Raw genomic sequence first — 18,031 nt, 5'->3', positions numbered from 1 at the left:
GTTTAAGACGATGCAAAAGTTCGGTAATTAATTCAACTAGGATTAAAACTAGAAAAATCCATTCGTACAAGCTCCATATTATGAAGAAGTTCATATTATTCACATTTGAAACTTAAATTGCTTTAATAATGTATACAAACTATATATATCTTATTAATAAATATACTAAACTATTGAAAACAGAAAAAAACGAGGTGATTTTTTTGTGGTGGACTATTGGTATCATGTTTGGTTCAATTACAGTCATTGCAATCACTGCAATCATAACCGATCATATGCGTGCTAATTCAAAAATTAAAGGTGAAATCATTCAAGACCAGTTGGAATTGGAATAAATGAAACATAAGAATTATTTGCTGGAGACTGAGAAATTGAAGTTAGAATTGGAACATATGCAATTAGAGCAACCAAAAGAAGATGTCTATAAAGTATAGTGAAAATAACTTACTGATTCTGCGAAATATTTATAATGCAAATTTATAACTCAGAATGGCCTCTCCGGAATAAGAGAGGCCTTCTACATATTTTAATTTTGGAGCAAAAAAACTCCTTACATCTATATTAAACTCCTGTTGAAAATATCTCTGCTTTTGTGAAAGTGGATAAAATAATAAATGAAGGGTTAATAAAATGTTACTTACTTTTTTTTCTTTTTTGAAAGATCATCAATAAGTTTCTTTTTACTAACGTTTTCTAAAGCAACTTGCACATGAACTTTTCTTTCATCAATACTATCAACACTTAAAACTTTTCCTTTACGACCTTTAATAATTATATCCTCACCGACGGATGGAACACGTTTAAGCAACTGATTTAATAAAACATTTTTGTTTTCGAAAAAATAAACAGCAAACATTTAGACCACACCTCTTTTCATTTGATAGGAGTTACATAAAGGCACAGATTGTATCCTTCTAATAAAATATATGATTGCAGTTAGATTTAGACCAAAGAATAGTATAAAACTTTTAAAAAAGAGAGGAATAATTTCCATAGAATTCTAGCTAGTAATTTACTGATTCAAAATGAGAGTGCGTGGTAAAATAAATATGTATAAAGGCAACTACCCCTTTGGGCGTTGCCTTTTAACTTTCCCTATGCTATTCATGTTTTTTTGCAATGGGGAATGTTAATAAGGTTAATATATGGTCTTAGCAAAAAGCTTGAAGTAAACGACAAGGGGAAGTAAATGACAACAACGAAAACATATATCAGGGAATGGCAGCAAGCTCTGCAACAAGAGATTAATCACTTAAAAAAATATGGCGGAAGCCGCTATTCTATAAAAAACGGAAGGCTGTTATCAAACGCCGGCTCTTATAGCTATTATTTTGATACAGCCATCTCATTAAGGATACCAGTTGGTTCCTCCATAAAATTGGAATGGGGAAGGATGAAAAGTAGGGGCAAGGTGCTTTCTTCTGAAGGAAGGGGAATTATTCTTGCATTAGAACAAAACTTTGGAGACCTCATCCCAGATGCGCATCTGCTGCATGACCCTTGGGAATTACTTGAACAATTAATAGAGCGCTTGGATGAAATTAAAAAGAGCAAACAAAAGCGTTTGAGAGTGAAGAGATTGATGAATCCTTCTGTGGAAACGAAGCATCCTGCGGAAAAGATTAAGAGTAATGTCCATGAATTGGTTTTACGGTCTAAATACAATCCAGCTACTTTCGTATGGGGGCCGCCCGGTACGGGGAAAACATATATCTTGGCCAGAACAGCAGCTAATAAATATTTTCAGAAGAAAAAAGTGTTGATTTTGTCGCATAGCAATCAAGCTGTTGATGTATTGATGGGAGAACTGACTGAGTTTATTAAAAAGAAAAAAATATTTCGAGAAGGGGATGTGCTCCGCTACGGAGGGATCAACGGGGAAACTCTAGCAGCTCATCAAGAAATTACTACAAATCTGATGATTGAAAAGCAGGAGCCGCTCCTTGCACAAGATAGAGAGAGGCTAGTTGAAGAAAGGCGCCATTTAAAGCAAGACTTGGCTATATCTTTCAGTAGACGAGACTCCGATCTTCTATTGGAACTAGAAACTAAGATTGCCAGAATACTAGAAAAGGTTCGGAAGAAAGAAGTCCAATTAATAAAAGATGCATATATAGTTGGGACAACTCTTGCAAAGGCGGCTAGCGATAGTGCAATTTATGAACAGGGTTATGACCTCGTAATCCTCGATGAAGCAAGTATGGCCTATGCACCGCAGGCAGCTTTTTCCGCAGCTTTGGGAAAGCGAGTAATTATTTGCGGCGACTTCAAACAATTGCCTCCGATTGCTTCGAGCCGTGACCCGCTTGTAGCCAAATGGCTGAAGGAGGATGTGTTCCATAAGGCTGGAGTGGTGCAAGGGTTGAAAGAAGAGAAGCTTCACCCCCAACTATTTTTATTAAAAGAACAGCGGAGGATGCACCCCGATATATCAGCTTTTACTAATCAGTATATCTATCATTCACTCGTTGGAAATCACGAAAGTGTCTATAAAAGCAGGAATAGCATCACAAGCCTTGCTCCTTTTAAAGAGAGAGCTTCTGTACTCTTGGATACTAGTTTCACAGGTCTACATTGTATAAGTGACAAAACAACCAATTCCAGGTTCAATATATGGCAGCTAGTGCTGTCTTTTCAATTGATCCATGAATCAACATTAAGTGGGGCAAAATCGATTGGATATATAACACCATACCGTGCGCAGGCGAATCTAATGGAGCTGCTTCTTGAAGAGATATATGAGAAAGAGCGAGTACAAGCGGATATTATTGCGGCGACTGTCCACCGATTCCAGGGAAGTGAACGGGATGTGATGATATTTGATACAGTCGATAGTGCTCCGCAAAATCGTGCTGGTATGCTACTAACTGGCAAGGAAAGTGAGCGATTGATTAACGTAGCCATTACAAGAACTAAAGGGAAATTTCTTCACGTAAGCAACAGAAATTTTATCGAAAAGCATATTTATCCGGGAAAAACCCTACGTCAACTTGTTGACCACCAGGTTAGTAACCAACAAACAGTCACAACAAAAGAAATTGGCTCGTGGATTCAAAACCAACACCGAAAATTAAGGTGGATTCATGCTCGAAAAGTGGAAGCTGTTTTTCAAGATCTGAGATCGGCAAAGTCATCGATTACCATCTCCTTACCGGAAGGAAGCAAGTTATCTGATGAATGGACTGAACAGTTACTAAATAGAGAAAAGCGAATAAAGTTGACCATTATTTCGAATCAAAAGTGGAGCGAGTGCGATGACTGGCTGGATGAAAGCTTTCCATTTCCTTTTGTGATCATTGACGAGAAAGTTTTGTGGCTGGGACTTCCGCTCGAAGGCGCTAGAGGAGTCCAGCCCCCTTATGTAGCAGCTAGGCTTATTTCGAGTAAGATGTGTGAATACTTGTTAAAACAGATTTAGTTTGAGATAACCGCCCTGAGTTAAGCCCTCTACGGCGGTTTTAAGAGAATGCTGATGTTGGCTGTTATTGAATTCACATCTATCACTCAAGCTTATTGTAAGCGAATACATAAAACGATATTAGGAGGACAATATGGGAAGATTAATTCATTTCGAAATTCATGTAGATGATATGGAACGGGCAAAGAAGTTTTATGGAGAGGTATTTGGATGGTCATTTCAAGATTGGAGTGATTATGCAGGAATGCCTTACTATGGAGCTGTAACAGGAGATGAAAATGAACTTGGAATTAATGGTGCATTAATGCAACGACAAAGTGCTCCGCCGGAAACAAACCAACCTTTAAATGGATTTGCTTGTACTATGGGAGTGGGAAATTACGATATAACTAAAGCTAAAATTATTGAAAATGGCGGCAAGGTCGCGAAGCCTAAACATGCTCTTCCTGGTATGGCATGGCAAGGATACTATATTGATACTGAAGGCAATATAATCGGTATTCATCAACCAGATGAAAATGCAAAATAAAATAGATGATAGTCATTTAGAATGATCGATCGGATTAGCTGCATCCCTGATACAAAAATTTCCCAATTAGTTATTTACAAAAAATGAAATGGTGAGATAATAAGGGAAATTTCGGAGGGGGAAAGTAAGTTTATGGAACCAACTAATTGCTAAATATTAATTGATTTTGAAAATTAATATGAATTTTTATGAAGAGACAATGTACCTATCAATAGTAGGTTTATTTGTTATGCTCTTTATGAATAAGGCAATTTAGAAGGTAACTTACTTTACTAATATCGAAATGATAATTTATTACGCAGATTTTTTACTACTGGTGCGAATAGAAGCATGATTGTGCTTTTTAGCATGCACATTTTTGCAAAGACTCCTTTTAATAAATTATTTTCGCTGATTATAGACTGTAAGAAGAAACCATCTTCTTGTGGTCTTTTTTATTTCAACAAATAGTAAAGATTGTCTTCTTAACCCTTTCCATAAAAGGCGTAACGATATTATGGATGAAAGTAGGGTATGGCATGAAGGAATTGAAATTAAATGGCATAAAAAAATATATGGATGCTACACTTGTGGTTAAAAATATTTCCTTTGAAGCATATGAAGGAGAGAAGGTTGGAATCATTGGTGCAAACGGAAGTGGAAAGAGTACGATTCTTAAACTAATTGTAGGAATAGAGCTGATGAATTATTATCCTGGTTATCCGCAAACCTCTAGCCATGGATATGATGAAGGACTAATTAACGTGTCAAGAGGAGCGACTAAGGCTTACCTCGAACAATCGCCAGTATATCCCGAACACTTAAAAGTAATGGATGTGTTAACCCTTGCCTTTGAAGAGATTGATAGCATCGAAAAACAAATGCGTGAATTAGAAGAGGAAATGAGGTTATTGGCAGACCATGCTCTTAATAAAGCTTTAAAAAAGTATAGTGATCTCGTTCAATTATTCGAAGTAAAAGGCGGATACGAAAGAGCAGAAAAGCTAAGCAAGGTTTGTGCAGGACTTCGTTTTGACGAGAGCTTTTTAAGTAGAAATTTTGATTTATTAAGTGGTGGGGAAAAAACGACAGTCGTACTTGGGAAGCTCTTGATTCATACTCCGGATATATTGCTGCTGGATGAACCGACGAATCATTTAGACATGGAATCAATTGAGTGGCTCGAAGGCTTTCTAAAAAACTATAAGGGAATTGTCCTGATTGTTTCCCATGACAGATATTTTTTAGACAATGTCGTGACAAAAATTGTAGAAATTGAGGATATGGAATCGAAGTCCTACAAAGGCAACTACTCCTCTTTTGTTCATCAAAAGGAAGAAAATATGCGAATTCAATATGAGCATTATAGGGAGCAGCAAAAAAAGATTAATAGCATGGAAAAGACTGTAATGAGTCTGAGAGACTGGGCGATGAGGGCTGATAATAACAAGTTTTTTAGAAGAGCCGCCAGTATACAAAAAAAGCTTGATAAAATGGAGCGGATCGATAAACCAATTTTTGAAAGAAAGAATATGAAACTGGATGTGAAGGCTGCAGTTAGGAGCGGCAATGAAACGATTAAGGCGATCGGCCTTTCAAAAAGCTATGAGGATAAAATAATTTTTAAGGAAACAAATGTATTGATTTCTTTCGGTGAAAGAGTGGGACAGCTCGGTCCAAATGGAAGCGGAAAAACCACTTTTCTTAAGATGCTTTTAGGTGAAGAGCAACCTGATAATGGTGTGGTCGAATTTGGCGCCAATGTAAAGTCTGCATATTTACCCAAAAAATAACGTTCAATAATGAAGAACACACGGTGCTGGAAGCATTTAGAGATGATATTTTGCTAGTTGAGGGTAAAGCAAGGGAATAAAAGTAGTGTCTTCAAAAAAGTAAAGCATTTATCAGGTGGAGAGAGGATCAGGTTAAAGCTGGCAATACTGTTATTTCAAGATATCAATTTATTGATACTCGATGAGCCTACAAATCATCTTGATATTGATTCCATTGAAACGCTTGAGGAAGCTCTGGATGACTTTAAAGGTACAATATTCTTTATCTCTCACGATCGATATTTTATCAATAAAATAGGCGAAAGAGTGGTCGTTGTCGAGGACCATTCCTTGAAAAGCTATCTTGGCAATTACGATTATTATAAAAGTAAAAAAGAGAAAGTAATCCTGCAGGAGAGGAAGGAACCAGTAATAAAATCTGAAAAAGTGAAAACTGAAAGATATTCTTCTGAGGATTCAAAGAAGGAAGCGGCAAAAGCTAAAGCGCTGGCAAGAATTGAGAATCTTGAAAATGAAATAAACGAAATAGATATGGCTATGGCTGAAAATCATAACAATTATGAAAAGCTTAATAAGCTGTATGGCAGGAAAATTGAGTTAAATAAAGAACTAGATTTAGTAATGGAAGTGTGGTTAAGTCTAGAAAATAATTGAATGGATTTATCAAACTCAACATTAACTTCAAATCTGTCATTTAGACGATTACACACCCTTTTAAAAATCAATAGAATAATAGAGAATTCAGGTATAAAAAGTAAGTTAAAAGGGGGATACACATTTATGTTCCCGGCAAAAATAGAACACATGTCAATCACACCAATAAGAGAAAAAGGCGATGAATCTATCGTTGAATGGTTCGAGCAGCATAAACAATCGTTATATACGATTGCATTGTCCTATCTTAGGAATCAACAGCAAGTAGAAGAAGCTTTTTACCAGTCCATTTTAAACGTAAAAAAAGAATTGCATCGGTTTAATAGAAATACCTCATTTGAAATGTGGGCAACTTCTATTTTTCTACATATCTGCCGGGAACTTTCCGATGATAAAAGTTTACAAGTCTCTAAGGCAGATAAAGCAAATCAAGATTTATTTAGTACATTTAATCGGCTAAAAGAGGATGAGAAAGAAGCGGTGGTTCTTACCTATATAATAGGAATTACTCGGAAGGAAGCAGCACATCTGCTCCAAGTTTCAGCGGAAAAGTTGAAAGAGCTATTGTTTTCAGGAATCCAGTCGCTTAAAAAAGAATTGGGATACGGGTCGTCCTTTATAGGTTGTAAGGAGAACCATAAGAATTACATTGATTACTTTGAAAGAAACCTGGATCGTTCGAAAAAGATTAATTTCGAGATGCATATTTATCATTGCCAAAACTGCCGGGAGGATTTGGGCACTTTTCAGGATGTTATGATATATCTTAATGATAGAATGGAAGATTTATATGTCCCATCTGGTTTCATGGAGAATGTCAAAGATAGACTGGCTGAAAAGGAAAAGCACAGACAACAGAAGAACAAGAAACGTAACAGAATATGGTTTATTTTTGCAAGTGTTTTCGCGATAATAATTAGTATTGGATTTTTCCCAGGGGCTTTTCCGCACTTCTACTATACGTGGACGGAAGAAGATGAGCAATTGCGTGCCTTTTTACAAAACGGAATAGGTGAACGAATGAACCTGGAAGCGGAAAGCAATGGGATAAAAATTAAGCTCAAAAGTGTGATTGCTGATGATATTCAAACACTTGTTTTTTATGAAGTAGAGGATACAGTAAAAAAGAGTCAGTATATGATTGATTACTATGAGGGTGTTTCTGTCGAGAAAGAATATCAAAAAATGGGGCATGTTGCAGATCTCAGGTACTATCCTCCTGATCTTAAATCCGACCTAAATAATAAAGAAGAGAACGTGTACCATGGAATCGTTAATCTACCGCCGCTTATAAATGATAGCGATACAATTAATCTTAAGATCACAAAGCTTCAGAAATTGATTCGCGATTCCTCCGAACGGAATATGGATTACGTAAACATTGATTATGAAGAAGGGGAATGGAACTTTGAGATTCCAGTAAAAAAACTGCCCTCCAGAGAATATGTGCTGGATGAAAAAATAGAAGTAGAGGGATTCCCTGTTCGATTTGATAAACTAACGATTGCTCCAACGACGACAATTCTTCATAGTGCATTTTACTATGAACTGCCAGGAAAGCGGATAAGTGTTCTTAATTTTGATAATCTAAAAGTGAACGATAAAATAGTGAAAGCTGACACGTACGGGAACCAAGCTTTTTTTGACAAAGATGACTGGATTTCTTTACAAACACATTTTGAACCACTATTTGGCGAAAAGCCAAAAGAGGTTATCATTCAGTTCGAATCTGTTCATTTAATGATTGAAGACAAAAAAACTATCGAGTTGGATGCTTCTAAGGCATATCCTCAAACCTTTGAATATGCAGGCAGTACAATCTCCATCGACAAAGTGGAAATTGGACAGCCTACTAAGGTTGTCATAAGTAATCATGAAATTGAAAATCGAGCATATGAATGGATTCAATTCCATGTTGTGGGTGAAGAAGGTGAAGAAATTGGTTCGATGGGGATGAATTCAGAAGGGGTGCTTGTTGATAAAAACTGGATTGAATACGATATGAATAAGAACCCTTTTGTATATGAAGAAATCGAACAGCCCCGTTATTTCTTCACAGTTCAAAGTATGGAGTTGTACAATAACAACACTGAGGAAAAAGTAATTCCTAAAAGGCTGGAGATTTATGAATATAGTACAACAACATATTTGGATGATGTTGTGAAGATATTGTTAGAATAACATTTTTGCCTATGTTATTTCTCCCTTGTTTCACATTAGAAAAAATTCTATATTAAGAGGAATTAGACAGGTAAAGGGTTTCCCATAGCGTTCCTTTGTTCAAGGAAAAATATTAAAAGGTTGTATATTTTCTATATATAACTTATCAATAAAGTATTAAACTAAAGAAAACGTATAAAAAGAGGTGAGTTCTATGTGGTGGATTATTGGTGTAATGTTTTGTTCAATTCCTATACTTGGAATCATAACAACCCATTTGCAATCAAGTGCAAAAATTAAAGGTCAATTCATTCAAGACCAATTAGAATTAGAAAAAATGAAACATAAGAATTATTTGCTGGAGACGGAAAAAATGAAGCTGGAATTGGAACGAATGCAAATAGAGCATTCAAAAGATGAAGTTTTTAAAATTTAGTGAAATCATACGTCTCGCATGTGTTAAATTCATATCGATAATAAGTGCCAAAAACTTCTATTATGGGAGACACCTTGATTTATTATTTGGGTGTCTTTCGTTTTTGAAAGAATACAATGATATTAGTAGAAAAATGAAACTTCTTCAATAACAGATATACTAGGAGGAGGAAAATTGGATTCTGTAAAAAAGAGAGAAATTAGGAATATCATAGACTACTTTAATAAGACCGGGCCTATATGGAAAAGTAGTGCTTCTTTCCATTATGGTCATATTCATTTGGAAAAACGCAAAAGAAGAAAAGAGATACCAAATGATTGGACGCTAAAGGATTATAATAATCTTATATTAAAAGTAATGAATGACAGGGAAAATGATATTCATATTTATGTTATGAATGATTTTTTCCAAGAATACTTTGTATTTGATGATGGAAAATGGATGGTTATTGTTGGAGAAAACAAAATAATGGAAACTTGTATGTTTAGAAAAAGTACCAGTAGTTATCTAAGAAGAGAAAATGGGTACACTTATTTAGGAAGAGTAAGGGAGGTATTTGAATGAGCACATATAAACAGGAAATTGAAAACTATGGTCAAGATGTTAATGATTTTGAAGTAAGTCCTTTTGAGAGTGTAAGAATGTTGCATGATAGAAGTGAACTTCAAAAAATTTATGATGAATTAACTTTTCAAGAAAAATTAGAATTGGCTAGACACGATTTGCAATTAATCCAAAACGCAAAAAAGATGGTTAGACACATAGGTAATGTTTTCGATTTCTCTACATCTGCAAAGCCTCGTGAAGAGTGGTGGTGGCATCTTGACCAAATTGCTGATGAAAACCTTCCATTCGGAGTTACCTCCTACGTGCGTGGAAAAGTAATTTAGATAATTTAATTTGAAATGGGATTGTTCCAAATTCTTTTTCAAATTAATTAAATATATGGACTTTCAATATTGCCTTAAATATTCGAATTTTCTTTAGGCGGTATTATCACTCATTTTGTTATTGGCTATACTATGTTATTAATTTGTTGCCTACATGTATGGCAGTTGTTTTATACTTGATTTGAGTCATTTTTACAGCCCTAAAAATCTCCATCAATACCTGTTCTCGAACGGGTATAGTTGGAGCGGAGATTGTATTAATAAGCGATAAATAATGTTCATCAATCAAATCACTATAAAAATAGAATAAGGGTCAGAACATTGATGAAATAGGTTAAACTTCACCATGTTCTGACCCTTTTGCTTTAAAAAATAAGGCTATTGTCCGAGCCATTCCATCACTTTTTGATCCATCTTAATTTGCAATTCTCCTAAATTTCCTGCATCTTGTTGTGCTAACTTTAAATATTTTTCCGGAAACATCTTTTTTAAAGAAGACGAATATGAACTGCCATCTTGAGGTTCTTTATATTTGCTCACTTTATAATTTTCTCCGTCTTTTTTTATTCGAATGACGGCTGGCAAAGAGTGTCCTGCCCGGGATTCTATGCCGGATGATTTGTTAAAACCGCCAAAGTAAGACCACATATAGACCGTGATGACTCCATTTGACTCACTTGTTCCATATACTTTATGAACTTCGAACTGCTTTTCAGTATGATAATAAGAAGGGGCGTATTGTTCAACAATGTAGTCAGAAATCACCTGATTCATCTCCTCGGAAACTTGTTGGTCTCCATCGACGAGGTTCATTACATTATCATAACAACCTGTTAATAAGGAAGCGGCCAATACAAAAACAATATTTAATAGTAGTAGATTTTTCAAAGGTTTCACTGTTCCTATCAAAGTATAATATATAGATTATTATTATTTACCTTTTATTCAGAGTACATCAACACCAGGTAATCAGCAATTCTTTTTTAGGGGCATTTCTTTTCATGATTATAGAATTTAATGATCCAAAAATGGGACAAGGGCGATGCCCTCATCCAACTATTTAGATATCCTTTTGTAGAAGCGTCTTTTTAAATGAAATTAGTCGTCAAGATTAACTACTCGTCACTCCGCGCAATGTTAAATCGTCCAACCGTCATTCACAATTGCAACTAACTTCCAATCACCATTCAGGTCTTGTTCAAATACGAATATTATGCTTTCCCAATCCATTCCGCCATTTTCTGGGGAACCTTCGAGATAGTATTCAACTGTTTTGGATTGAGGGAAAACATCCTTAATATTGTTCTTCATACTACCACGTTCTTTTAAATCATCAACCAACACTAATCCATCTTTTATAAACTTTTCAACAGCTAGAAATTCGGCTAAATATTCACTTGTTGTAAGCTCGATTGGCATCCCGCTGCCTGCGTAATATCCCCACAAATATTCGTTATTGTCATTTAATAATTCGCCAATTTCATTCTTTTGAAAAACGGCAGAATTTTCGTTTATGAAAACATAAGGTGAAAATAAAAGACCTTTTTCTGAATGGACGTAATCTGATAGTTTCGCTAAATCCTTTGCATCTATTCCTTCTATAATGGTTTGTGCGGTTTCCTGTAGAGTAACCTTTTCATCAAGGTTCTTTTTCTCCACTTTGCTGATTAACCAATTCCCATCTATCAATTGAAAGTGATAAGTTAATAATACATGCCCAAGCAAGATATTATTTTGTTCTTGGGTTATTGTGAAATGGTCAATCTCCATTTTTTGAACGGAAAAATCTTCTTCTACAGATAACCAAGCTGGGCCTTCAATTGCAATAATAAATACTTTCCCGTCAATTTCATTAAAGTAAGAATCAACTAAAGACGCAGCAAATTCGTCCGTCATGATCGAAGAAAAATGTTTTTGAATCTCCTCTTTTGTATTGAATGAAGTAATTTGACCATTATTTTCATCTGCTTCGTTTACTAATGAAGCAAATGATTGCTTGTATTGGATCATGATTTCCTTTGCTTTTTTAGCATTAAATTCATTCGTATTCTGTTTTTGAGGATTTTCTTTTACGGGTGGATTCTGTACATCACCCGGTTTACTATTTTCATTGTTTAAAAAGTGGTTGCCATCAATAAAAATAAAAGTGAAAAATAGAAGTAATGAAAATGCAACGGCACCGGCGATCCCTGCCAGTATTTTTCTCATCCTATTTGCCCTCCTTTCGCTATTTTCATACTGAGTAACAGTTTTCATTAACTGAGTGTGAATTTTCTCTTTGCTTGATTCGTTTAACTTAAAGGACGGTAAGTCACGGAGTTTTTGTTCAATGTCTTTTTGATTAGAGTCCATCATTTAAATCCCCACCTTGTAACTTTCTTAGTGACTTCAATGCCCGGTGATAATTTGTCCTTACTTTTTCTTCTTTCCAATTCAGAATTTCAGCCGTCTCCGCTACCGTCATTTCTTTTATTCCTCTTAGTAAAATCACATCACGATAATTACTTTTTAACTTTTGAATGGAATTGTATAATGCTTGTTTCTCTTCATTTTGTAAGAGGATTTTTTCAGGTGATACTCCATCTTCAATGATCATTTGTTCGTCGAAGGATATATTCTTTTTCCTATTTCTTTTTCGTGCCTCGTCAATTGCTACATTACGGGCAATGCTAAATATCCATGTTTTTGGACTAGATTGTCCTTTGTAAGACTTCAACCCCTTTATCACTTTAATAAAAACTTCTTGCACCAAATCGTCCACATCAATTGACCCGGTATAATAGACTAAATAATCGTAAACATCGTTGCTGTATTGATGAAACCATTCGGATATTATTGAGTCACTTTTTGACATGTCGCTTTCCCCCGTATTTGATTTCACTTATTTAGACGTATAGAATTTCCTCTTATGACACTAAAAAAATATTCAATTTAAAATAGACTTTTGAATGATCTTAAAATCATGAGCAATGGTAAGGTTATCCAATATTCAGTATGAATGGATATCAGATATATATTAAATATTCTTTTCCCGTTAGTCGGTCTGTCGTGATATCCTATGTTTAAATGGGAATACATGTAAATGTAATCGCTCGAAAAAAACTAGAGGAAGGAAGATGGTCATTGAGCAGCCCTATAAGTGCCGTGGATTGGATTGAGAAAAGTGAAACTGTAGCTGATTTAATTAATCAGGAAGATACTTTATCCATATATCCAATGAATCAAGGAAATGAAGCAGAAGTCATCAAAATAGAATTAGATAATAAGAGTTTTGTATTGAAAGTATGGAATAAGAGTTCGAAACCTGATATTCATTTTCAATTTCATTTATTGAATGCGCTTATAGAAAAGGGCTTGTCAGTATCTAAACCAGTTGGTTGGGGGATAGATCGAAACACACATAAGGTTTTATTGACAACTTTTGATGGAGTTCCTGTTCAAAAGGTAAATAACAAGATTTTGATTGAAATTGCCAATATATTATCTACTTTACATCAAATGAATAATGAAGATATAGAAACAATTCAACTTCCAAAATATGATTTCGTAAGCTATTTTTTTCCTGAACTTAGCAAACATCATGATTTAAATAAAGCAGTAATTTCTTTAGTTAATCTTATCCAGATAAGGCAAGATCGTATTATTCACGGTGATTTTCATCTAAACAATATTTTGGAAGAAAATAATCGATATACAGTTATAGATTGGACAAATGGACAATTGGGTGACCCTAGATATGATTTTTCCTGGTCATTGATTTTGAAAAAAATATACATATCAGATCGTCTTGCACAAGTGTTTCGTTCCGCTTATTTATCGAAAAATAAAGTTCCCAGCAATGAACTAGATATATTTGAAGCATTGGCCTACTTAAAATGGATCTTGCTTAGTAGAAGCAATAGTGTCCCCATTGGGCCAAAAACGATTGAGAAAGTAAAAAGTCTGATTAGAAAAAATCCATTCTTACTGGAGGTAGACGTTGTGAATGGAAAGCAATAATAAGAATAGGAGTTTACTTTGAATAAAAAAAAGAAATTGATAACAGCTTGTACGAAACATTCCCAGACCTTGCAGAAATAATAAGGAATATTTGAAATGGGTGATTCTATGTTTAATAGAAATAAAGACAAAACTTACTTTCATACATTTGAGTGGAGTGGAAGTGAAATTCAATTTGTTGATGAGATAAAAATAGATTCATGCAATCATGTTCAAATTGGCAGATACGGTGGCAATTCAAAAGCAGGTGCCAATAAAAATGAAGATGGTGCTTTAGTATGGACGGGTGCGGATTGGGAACTGTCCATGATTTTGGATGGTCATGATAGTTCAGAAAGTGTGGACCTTGTGATTCGGACGATCCAAGATGAAGGGAAAAGTATCTCGAAGATTTTGGATAAACCTGTTGAAAATGTATTTACGATATTAGAAAGTCATTTACTTTCAGTCTTCCAATCCGCAGAATTTATTGAAGAATGTGAAAAAGTAAAGGGAGAAACCGCCTGCCTTATCTGTGTCAGAAAGGAAAAGTACCTTTGGTGGTTTTCAGTTGGAGATTGTTTAGTATACCTATTGCATGAGGAGCTTCACAAGCTAGGGCAATATAAGGTGAATCAACGGCAATTTTATGAATGGATTGGCTTTGTCAATACTTTTTCTCTTCCTGTTCCTTGTTATTCTTCTGGCATTAGAGAGCTGAGACCAGGAAGAAACACCATTCTAATGCTTACTGATGGTATATTAGAATGTGGAAAAGAGCATTATCAAGATGGGCTGAATATATATAAGGAATTTTCGGATGTGACGAAATTAGAAACGGGAATCAGGCGCATATTACAACATGTTCACGATAATCTAGGCAGTGATAGTGCGACTATCATATGCTGGGAGTACATCAACTTATTTTCTGCCCAGTATCCAAGTGATCTACCAAATCGGGGTGAATCAAATGTACGAGTTTAATGAAGGAAAAGTAGTTAGAAATGATGATTCAACGATCAATTATACATGGATTCATGGAAAAGAGAAAAATAATGGTATTTGCATAATGCTGCCGGGGCTTGGCTATACAACGCAGAGACCACTTTTTCATTATGCGACAGGTATTTGCATGAATGAAAATGTCGATCTGCTCCACGTCAATTATAACTATTTAGAAAATGAAGCTTTTAAAAAATTGGAGCATCACGCACAGGATCAATGGATATATGAAGATGTGGTATCTGTCGTTGAAACAGTTCTTAAGGATACCGAATATGGAATGTATTTTATTTTAAGTAAGTCGATCGGAACTATTCCTATGGCATACGAATGGAATCGGAAAAACTTTATTGATGTAAATCGTACATATGGAATATGGTTAACGCCGCTTATAAAAGATGAGACTGTGTGTAATGCTCTTTCAAAAATAGTGATTCCTTCTCTGTACGTAATAGGCACGGATGATCCTCATTATAAAGAAAATCTCATTGCCGACATTAATAAAAATTCTAACGTTAAAGGGCTTGTTATTCCTAATGCTAACCATGGGTTAGAGGTAAAAGGAGATGTTAAAACGACGATAAATATTGTTAAAGAAGTGATGAACACTATTGAGAAATTCATAAAAGAATATAAGGGGAGAGATTGAATTGCATCCAATAAAAAAACCACTCAAGTGGTTTTTTTAATCGCGCATTGCTCCCGCCTCTCTGGAAGTCATTGCACCTTGTCCGTTTTTTACATCTGTTTGAATTTCTTGTTTTACTTTTTGTGCATCAGTTCCGGCAAATTTTGGTTTATTAATAGAACCCAAATTCTGATTAGCTTTCTGTTGCATTTAAACCCTCCTCATTTTATTATTTCAATCTTATTATTTACAAAAAAGCACCTGGTATTCCAAAGGAATTCTTATACCTTCTGGAAACGGAAGTGCCTATTATGCACCCGCGGCCTCTTTAGTAGTAATGTCAGAAGCAATTAGGATAAAAGAAAAATCCTTCCTTCCGTTGCTTATTTAGAAAGGGAATACGATTATGATAATTTATACTTTGGTGTTTCTACTATTTTAGGTGGAAATGGAATTGAGAGTATTAGTGAATTGCCATTGACAGAAGATGAAACAAAAGCTTTAGACCGATCCGTTCTATCGGTAAAAAAAGTTCTTGAAACAATAATTTGATGAAAAGTTTTTAAAATTCTAGCAATCTATTGATTAAAGAAGAATAACTGTTATATATTATATGTAAATTAAACGCTTACATTTGTATGATTTTACCGAAAATAGAAAACGCTTTTCTAAAGTGTTTATATTTTTGTCGCAAAAGGTAAGCGCTTAACTAAAAACATGGGGTGAATTAGATGAGAAAATTAAATGTTGGAATAATCGGAGCTGGGAGGATTGGTCAGCTTCATGCGGATAATATGTTGCGATTAAATGTGATTAATTTAAAAGTAATCGCAGATTTACATATTGAGCATTTGAATGACACGCATTTTTACCAACAAATCCCGTTAATTACGACTGACCCTGAAAAAATATTTGAGGATCCTGCCATTGATGCCGTCTTCATTTGTTCTTCCACAGATACACATGTCAAGTTCATTAAAGCTGCGGCGAAGGCAGGAAAACATATTTTTTGTGAAAAACCAGTAAGTTTTAATATTGAAGAGACGATGGAAGCATTGAAAGCTGTTCAAGAAGCAGGTGTGAAGCTTCAAGTTGGTTTTAACCGCCGCTTCGACCAACATTTTCGGAAAGTCTATGAAACCGTTAGAGAAGGAAAAATTGGAAATCCCCATATTATTAAAATTACATCACGAGACCCACAACCACCACATGAGGAATACATTAAACGTTCCGGCGGCATGTTCATGGACATGACGATTCACGATTTTGATATGATTCGCTACTTATCAGGAAAAAAAGTAGTGGAAGTATCAGTAAAAGCTGCAAATTTAGTTAATCCCATTTTTGAAAAATATAATGATGTTGACACTGCGATTACGACTCTTACATTTGAAGATGGATCGCTTGGAGTCATTGATAATAGCCGACAAGCGCTGTATGGCTATGACCAACGAATAGAAGTTTTCGGCGATTTAGGTGTTGCTTTTGCCGAAAATGAAAGATACACGAATGTTCAAATTGCAACGAAAGATTCCATTCTATTAGACCATCCGAAGTTTTTCTTCCTCGATCGTTATAAAGCAGCATTTATGTCTGAAATTCATGAGTTTGCGAATGCGATTATAGAAAATAAGGCGGTTTCTTGTAGTGGGGAAGATGGGTATATGGCTGAATTAATCGCACTTGCCGCGCAAAAGTCGGTAAAAGAAAAGCGTTCAGTAATGTTGGCAGAATTGGAAAAGGAGGATTTACGTGTCTAATTTACTAATGAAGCCCCAGAAGCGCAACGGTGAAGGGAAAATCTTACACGTCTCACCGGAATCTGTAAATTGGGAGTATGTTGGATTTGAAGTGTATTCCTTGAAAGAAGGAGAGGAATTAACGAAACCTACAGAAAAAAATGAAGTATGCCTTGTTTTATTAAGCGGAAAGGCGGATGTACATACAGAAAAAGAAACGTTTACCTCTATTGGAGAAAGAATGAGTGTTTTTGAAAAAATCCCTCCATATTCTGTGTATGTTCCGAATGATGACACCTATAAGGTAAAAGCCATAACCGATTTAGAGCTGGCAGTTTGTCTCGCGCCGGGAAAAGGAAATTATCCTGCAAGATTAATTGCACCTGAAGATGTTGGGCAAGAGGACCGCGGTTCTGGGAAGATGAGTCGGAAGATCCATAATATTTTACCTGAACAAAAAGAGGCTGATAGTTTGCTAGTTGTTGAGGTGTTCACTCCAGACGGTAATACATCGAGCTATCCCCCTCACAAACATGACGAGGATCGTTTGCCTTATGAATCATACTTGGAAGAAACGTACTACCACGAGATTAATCCGTCTCAAGGCTTTGTTTTTCAACGGGTTTACAATGATGACCGCAGCTTGGATGAAACATTGAGTGTGGAGCATCGAAATGTTGTGTTGGTTCCAGAAGGGTATCACCCAGTTTCCGCGGTTCCCGGTTATGAATCTTATTATTTAAATGTGATGGCGGGTCCAAAGCGGGCATGGAAGTTTCATAATGATCCAGATCACGAGTGGTTATTTCCTAAATAGAAAGGAAG

Annotated in this window: 19 protein-coding genes and 1 pseudogene; 15 read left to right on the top strand and 5 right to left on the bottom strand. The window is 35.4% G+C overall.

The features are described from left to right. Window positions 1-203: 203 nt before the first annotated feature. Window positions 204-335 carry a hypothetical protein gene (locus tag NQ185_RS20230; RefSeq protein ID WP_307001549.1) on the top strand — a complete coding sequence of 44 codons (132 nt, stop codon included), beginning with the start codon at window positions 204-206 and terminating at the stop codon, window positions 333-335. Between the two features lie 302 nt (window positions 336-637). On the opposite strand, the gene NQ185_RS18195 is transcribed toward NQ185_RS20230, so the two are convergent. Then, window positions 638-856, bottom strand: a complete 219-nt coding sequence (locus NQ185_RS18195; RefSeq protein ID WP_257583463.1) for a hypothetical protein — start codon at window positions 854-856, stop codon at window positions 638-640. Between the two features lie 333 nt (window positions 857-1,189). Between NQ185_RS18195 and NQ185_RS18190 the strand changes: the two genes are divergently transcribed. The 8 genes from NQ185_RS18190 (at window position 1,190) to NQ185_RS18155 (ending at window position 9,859) form a co-directional block, all read left to right on the top strand. Then, complete coding sequence (locus NQ185_RS18190; RefSeq protein WP_257583462.1) at window positions 1,190-3,418, top strand: AAA domain-containing protein; 2,229 nt, start codon at window positions 1,190-1,192, stop codon at window positions 3,416-3,418. Window positions 3,419-3,551: 133 nt separating this feature from the next. Then, complete coding sequence (locus NQ185_RS18185; protein WP_257583461.1) at window positions 3,552-3,947, top strand: VOC family protein; 396 nt, start codon at window positions 3,552-3,554, stop codon at window positions 3,945-3,947. Window positions 3,948-4,465: 518 nt separating this feature from the next. Next, on the top strand, window positions 4,466-5,719 hold the full coding sequence (locus tag NQ185_RS18180) for an ABC-F family ATP-binding cassette domain-containing protein (RefSeq protein ID WP_257583460.1): 1,254 nt from the start codon (window positions 4,466-4,468) through the stop codon (window positions 5,717-5,719). A 57-nt stretch (window positions 5,720-5,776) separates the two neighbouring features. Beyond that, window positions 5,777-6,373, top strand: coding sequence for an ATP-binding cassette domain-containing protein (locus tag NQ185_RS18175; RefSeq protein WP_257583458.1), 597 nt, complete (start codon window positions 5,777-5,779; stop codon window positions 6,371-6,373). 126 nt (window positions 6,374-6,499) lie between these two features. Next, window positions 6,500-8,554, top strand: a complete 2,055-nt coding sequence (locus tag NQ185_RS18170; protein WP_257583457.1) for a DUF4179 domain-containing protein — start codon at window positions 6,500-6,502, stop codon at window positions 8,552-8,554. Between the two features lie 193 nt (window positions 8,555-8,747). Further along, the gene (locus NQ185_RS18165) at window positions 8,748-8,969 is read left to right on the top strand and encodes a hypothetical protein (RefSeq protein WP_257583456.1); all 222 of its coding nucleotides are present in this window, start codon (window positions 8,748-8,750) and stop codon (window positions 8,967-8,969) included. A gap of 174 nt (window positions 8,970-9,143) precedes the next feature. Further along, complete coding sequence (locus tag NQ185_RS18160) at window positions 9,144-9,533, top strand: hypothetical protein (RefSeq protein WP_257583455.1); 390 nt, start codon at window positions 9,144-9,146, stop codon at window positions 9,531-9,533. Further along, complete coding sequence (locus NQ185_RS18155; protein ID WP_257583454.1) at window positions 9,530-9,859, top strand: hypothetical protein; 330 nt, start codon at window positions 9,530-9,532, stop codon at window positions 9,857-9,859. Before NQ185_RS18160 ends, NQ185_RS18155 begins: the two co-directional genes overlap by 4 nt. Window positions 9,860-10,237: 378 nt before the next feature. Here NQ185_RS18155 and NQ185_RS18150 read toward each other — a convergent pair whose 3' ends face one another. The 3 genes from NQ185_RS18150 to NQ185_RS18140 all read right to left on the bottom strand — a co-directional run bounded on the left by NQ185_RS18150 (window position 10,238) and on the right by NQ185_RS18140 (window position 12,713). Next, window positions 10,238-10,747 carry a hypothetical protein gene (locus NQ185_RS18150; RefSeq protein WP_257583453.1) on the bottom strand — a complete coding sequence of 170 codons (510 nt, stop codon included), beginning with the start codon at window positions 10,745-10,747 and terminating at the stop codon, window positions 10,238-10,240. Window positions 10,748-10,996: 249 nt separating this feature from the next. Further along, the gene (locus NQ185_RS18145) at window positions 10,997-12,214 is read right to left on the bottom strand and encodes a hypothetical protein (RefSeq protein ID WP_257583452.1); all 1,218 of its coding nucleotides are present in this window, start codon (window positions 12,212-12,214) and stop codon (window positions 10,997-10,999) included. Then, the gene (locus NQ185_RS18140; protein WP_257583451.1) at window positions 12,201-12,713 is read right to left on the bottom strand and encodes an RNA polymerase sigma factor; all 513 of its coding nucleotides are present in this window, start codon (window positions 12,711-12,713) and stop codon (window positions 12,201-12,203) included. Before NQ185_RS18140 ends, NQ185_RS18145 begins: the two co-directional genes overlap by 14 nt. Before the next feature lie 269 nt (window positions 12,714-12,982). On the opposite strand from NQ185_RS18140, the gene NQ185_RS18135 reads away from it, so the two are divergent. The 3 genes from NQ185_RS18135 (at window position 12,983) to NQ185_RS18125 (ending at window position 15,488) form a co-directional block, all read left to right on the top strand. Beyond that, on the top strand, window positions 12,983-13,858 hold the full coding sequence (locus NQ185_RS18135) for an aminoglycoside phosphotransferase family protein (protein ID WP_257583450.1): 876 nt from the start codon (window positions 12,983-12,985) through the stop codon (window positions 13,856-13,858). A gap of 96 nt (window positions 13,859-13,954) precedes the next feature. Beyond that, window positions 13,955-14,821, top strand: coding sequence for a PP2C family serine/threonine-protein phosphatase (locus NQ185_RS18130; RefSeq protein ID WP_257583449.1), 867 nt, complete (start codon window positions 13,955-13,957; stop codon window positions 14,819-14,821). Then, complete coding sequence (locus tag NQ185_RS18125; RefSeq protein WP_257583448.1) at window positions 14,808-15,488, top strand: alpha/beta family hydrolase; 681 nt, start codon at window positions 14,808-14,810, stop codon at window positions 15,486-15,488. The genes NQ185_RS18130 and NQ185_RS18125 overlap by 14 nt, the downstream gene beginning before the upstream one ends. A gap of 36 nt (window positions 15,489-15,524) precedes the next feature. Here NQ185_RS18125 and NQ185_RS18120 read toward each other — a convergent pair whose 3' ends face one another. Continuing rightward, the gene (locus NQ185_RS18120) at window positions 15,525-15,677 is read right to left on the bottom strand and encodes a hypothetical protein (protein ID WP_257583447.1); all 153 of its coding nucleotides are present in this window, start codon (window positions 15,675-15,677) and stop codon (window positions 15,525-15,527) included. A gap of 82 nt (window positions 15,678-15,759) precedes the next feature. On the opposite strand from NQ185_RS18120, the pseudogene NQ185_RS18115 reads away from it, so the two are divergent. The 3 genes and pseudogenes from NQ185_RS18115 to iolB form a co-directional block, all read left to right on the top strand. Beyond that, window positions 15,760-16,019: pseudogene (locus NQ185_RS18115) on the top strand (malate dehydrogenase); the annotation flags it as partial. 179 nt (window positions 16,020-16,198) lie between these two features. Next, window positions 16,199-17,227: an inositol 2-dehydrogenase gene (iolG, locus tag NQ185_RS18110; protein WP_257583446.1), complete on the top strand. Its 1,029-nt coding sequence runs from the start codon at window positions 16,199-16,201 to the stop codon at window positions 17,225-17,227. Continuing rightward, window positions 17,220-18,023, top strand: coding sequence for a 5-deoxy-glucuronate isomerase (gene iolB / locus NQ185_RS18105; protein WP_257583445.1), 804 nt, complete (start codon window positions 17,220-17,222; stop codon window positions 18,021-18,023). Before iolG ends, iolB begins: the two co-directional genes overlap by 8 nt. Window positions 18,024-18,031: the final 8 nt, after the last annotated feature.

It is taken from the genome of Lederbergia panacisoli (assembly GCF_024626525.1).
Taxonomy (GTDB): Bacteria; Bacillota; Bacilli; order Bacillales; family Bacillaceae_C; genus Lederbergia; species Lederbergia panacisoli.
The sequence above is the reverse complement of the archived record's forward strand: the minus strand, read 5'-3'. Positions and strand labels throughout refer to the sequence as shown.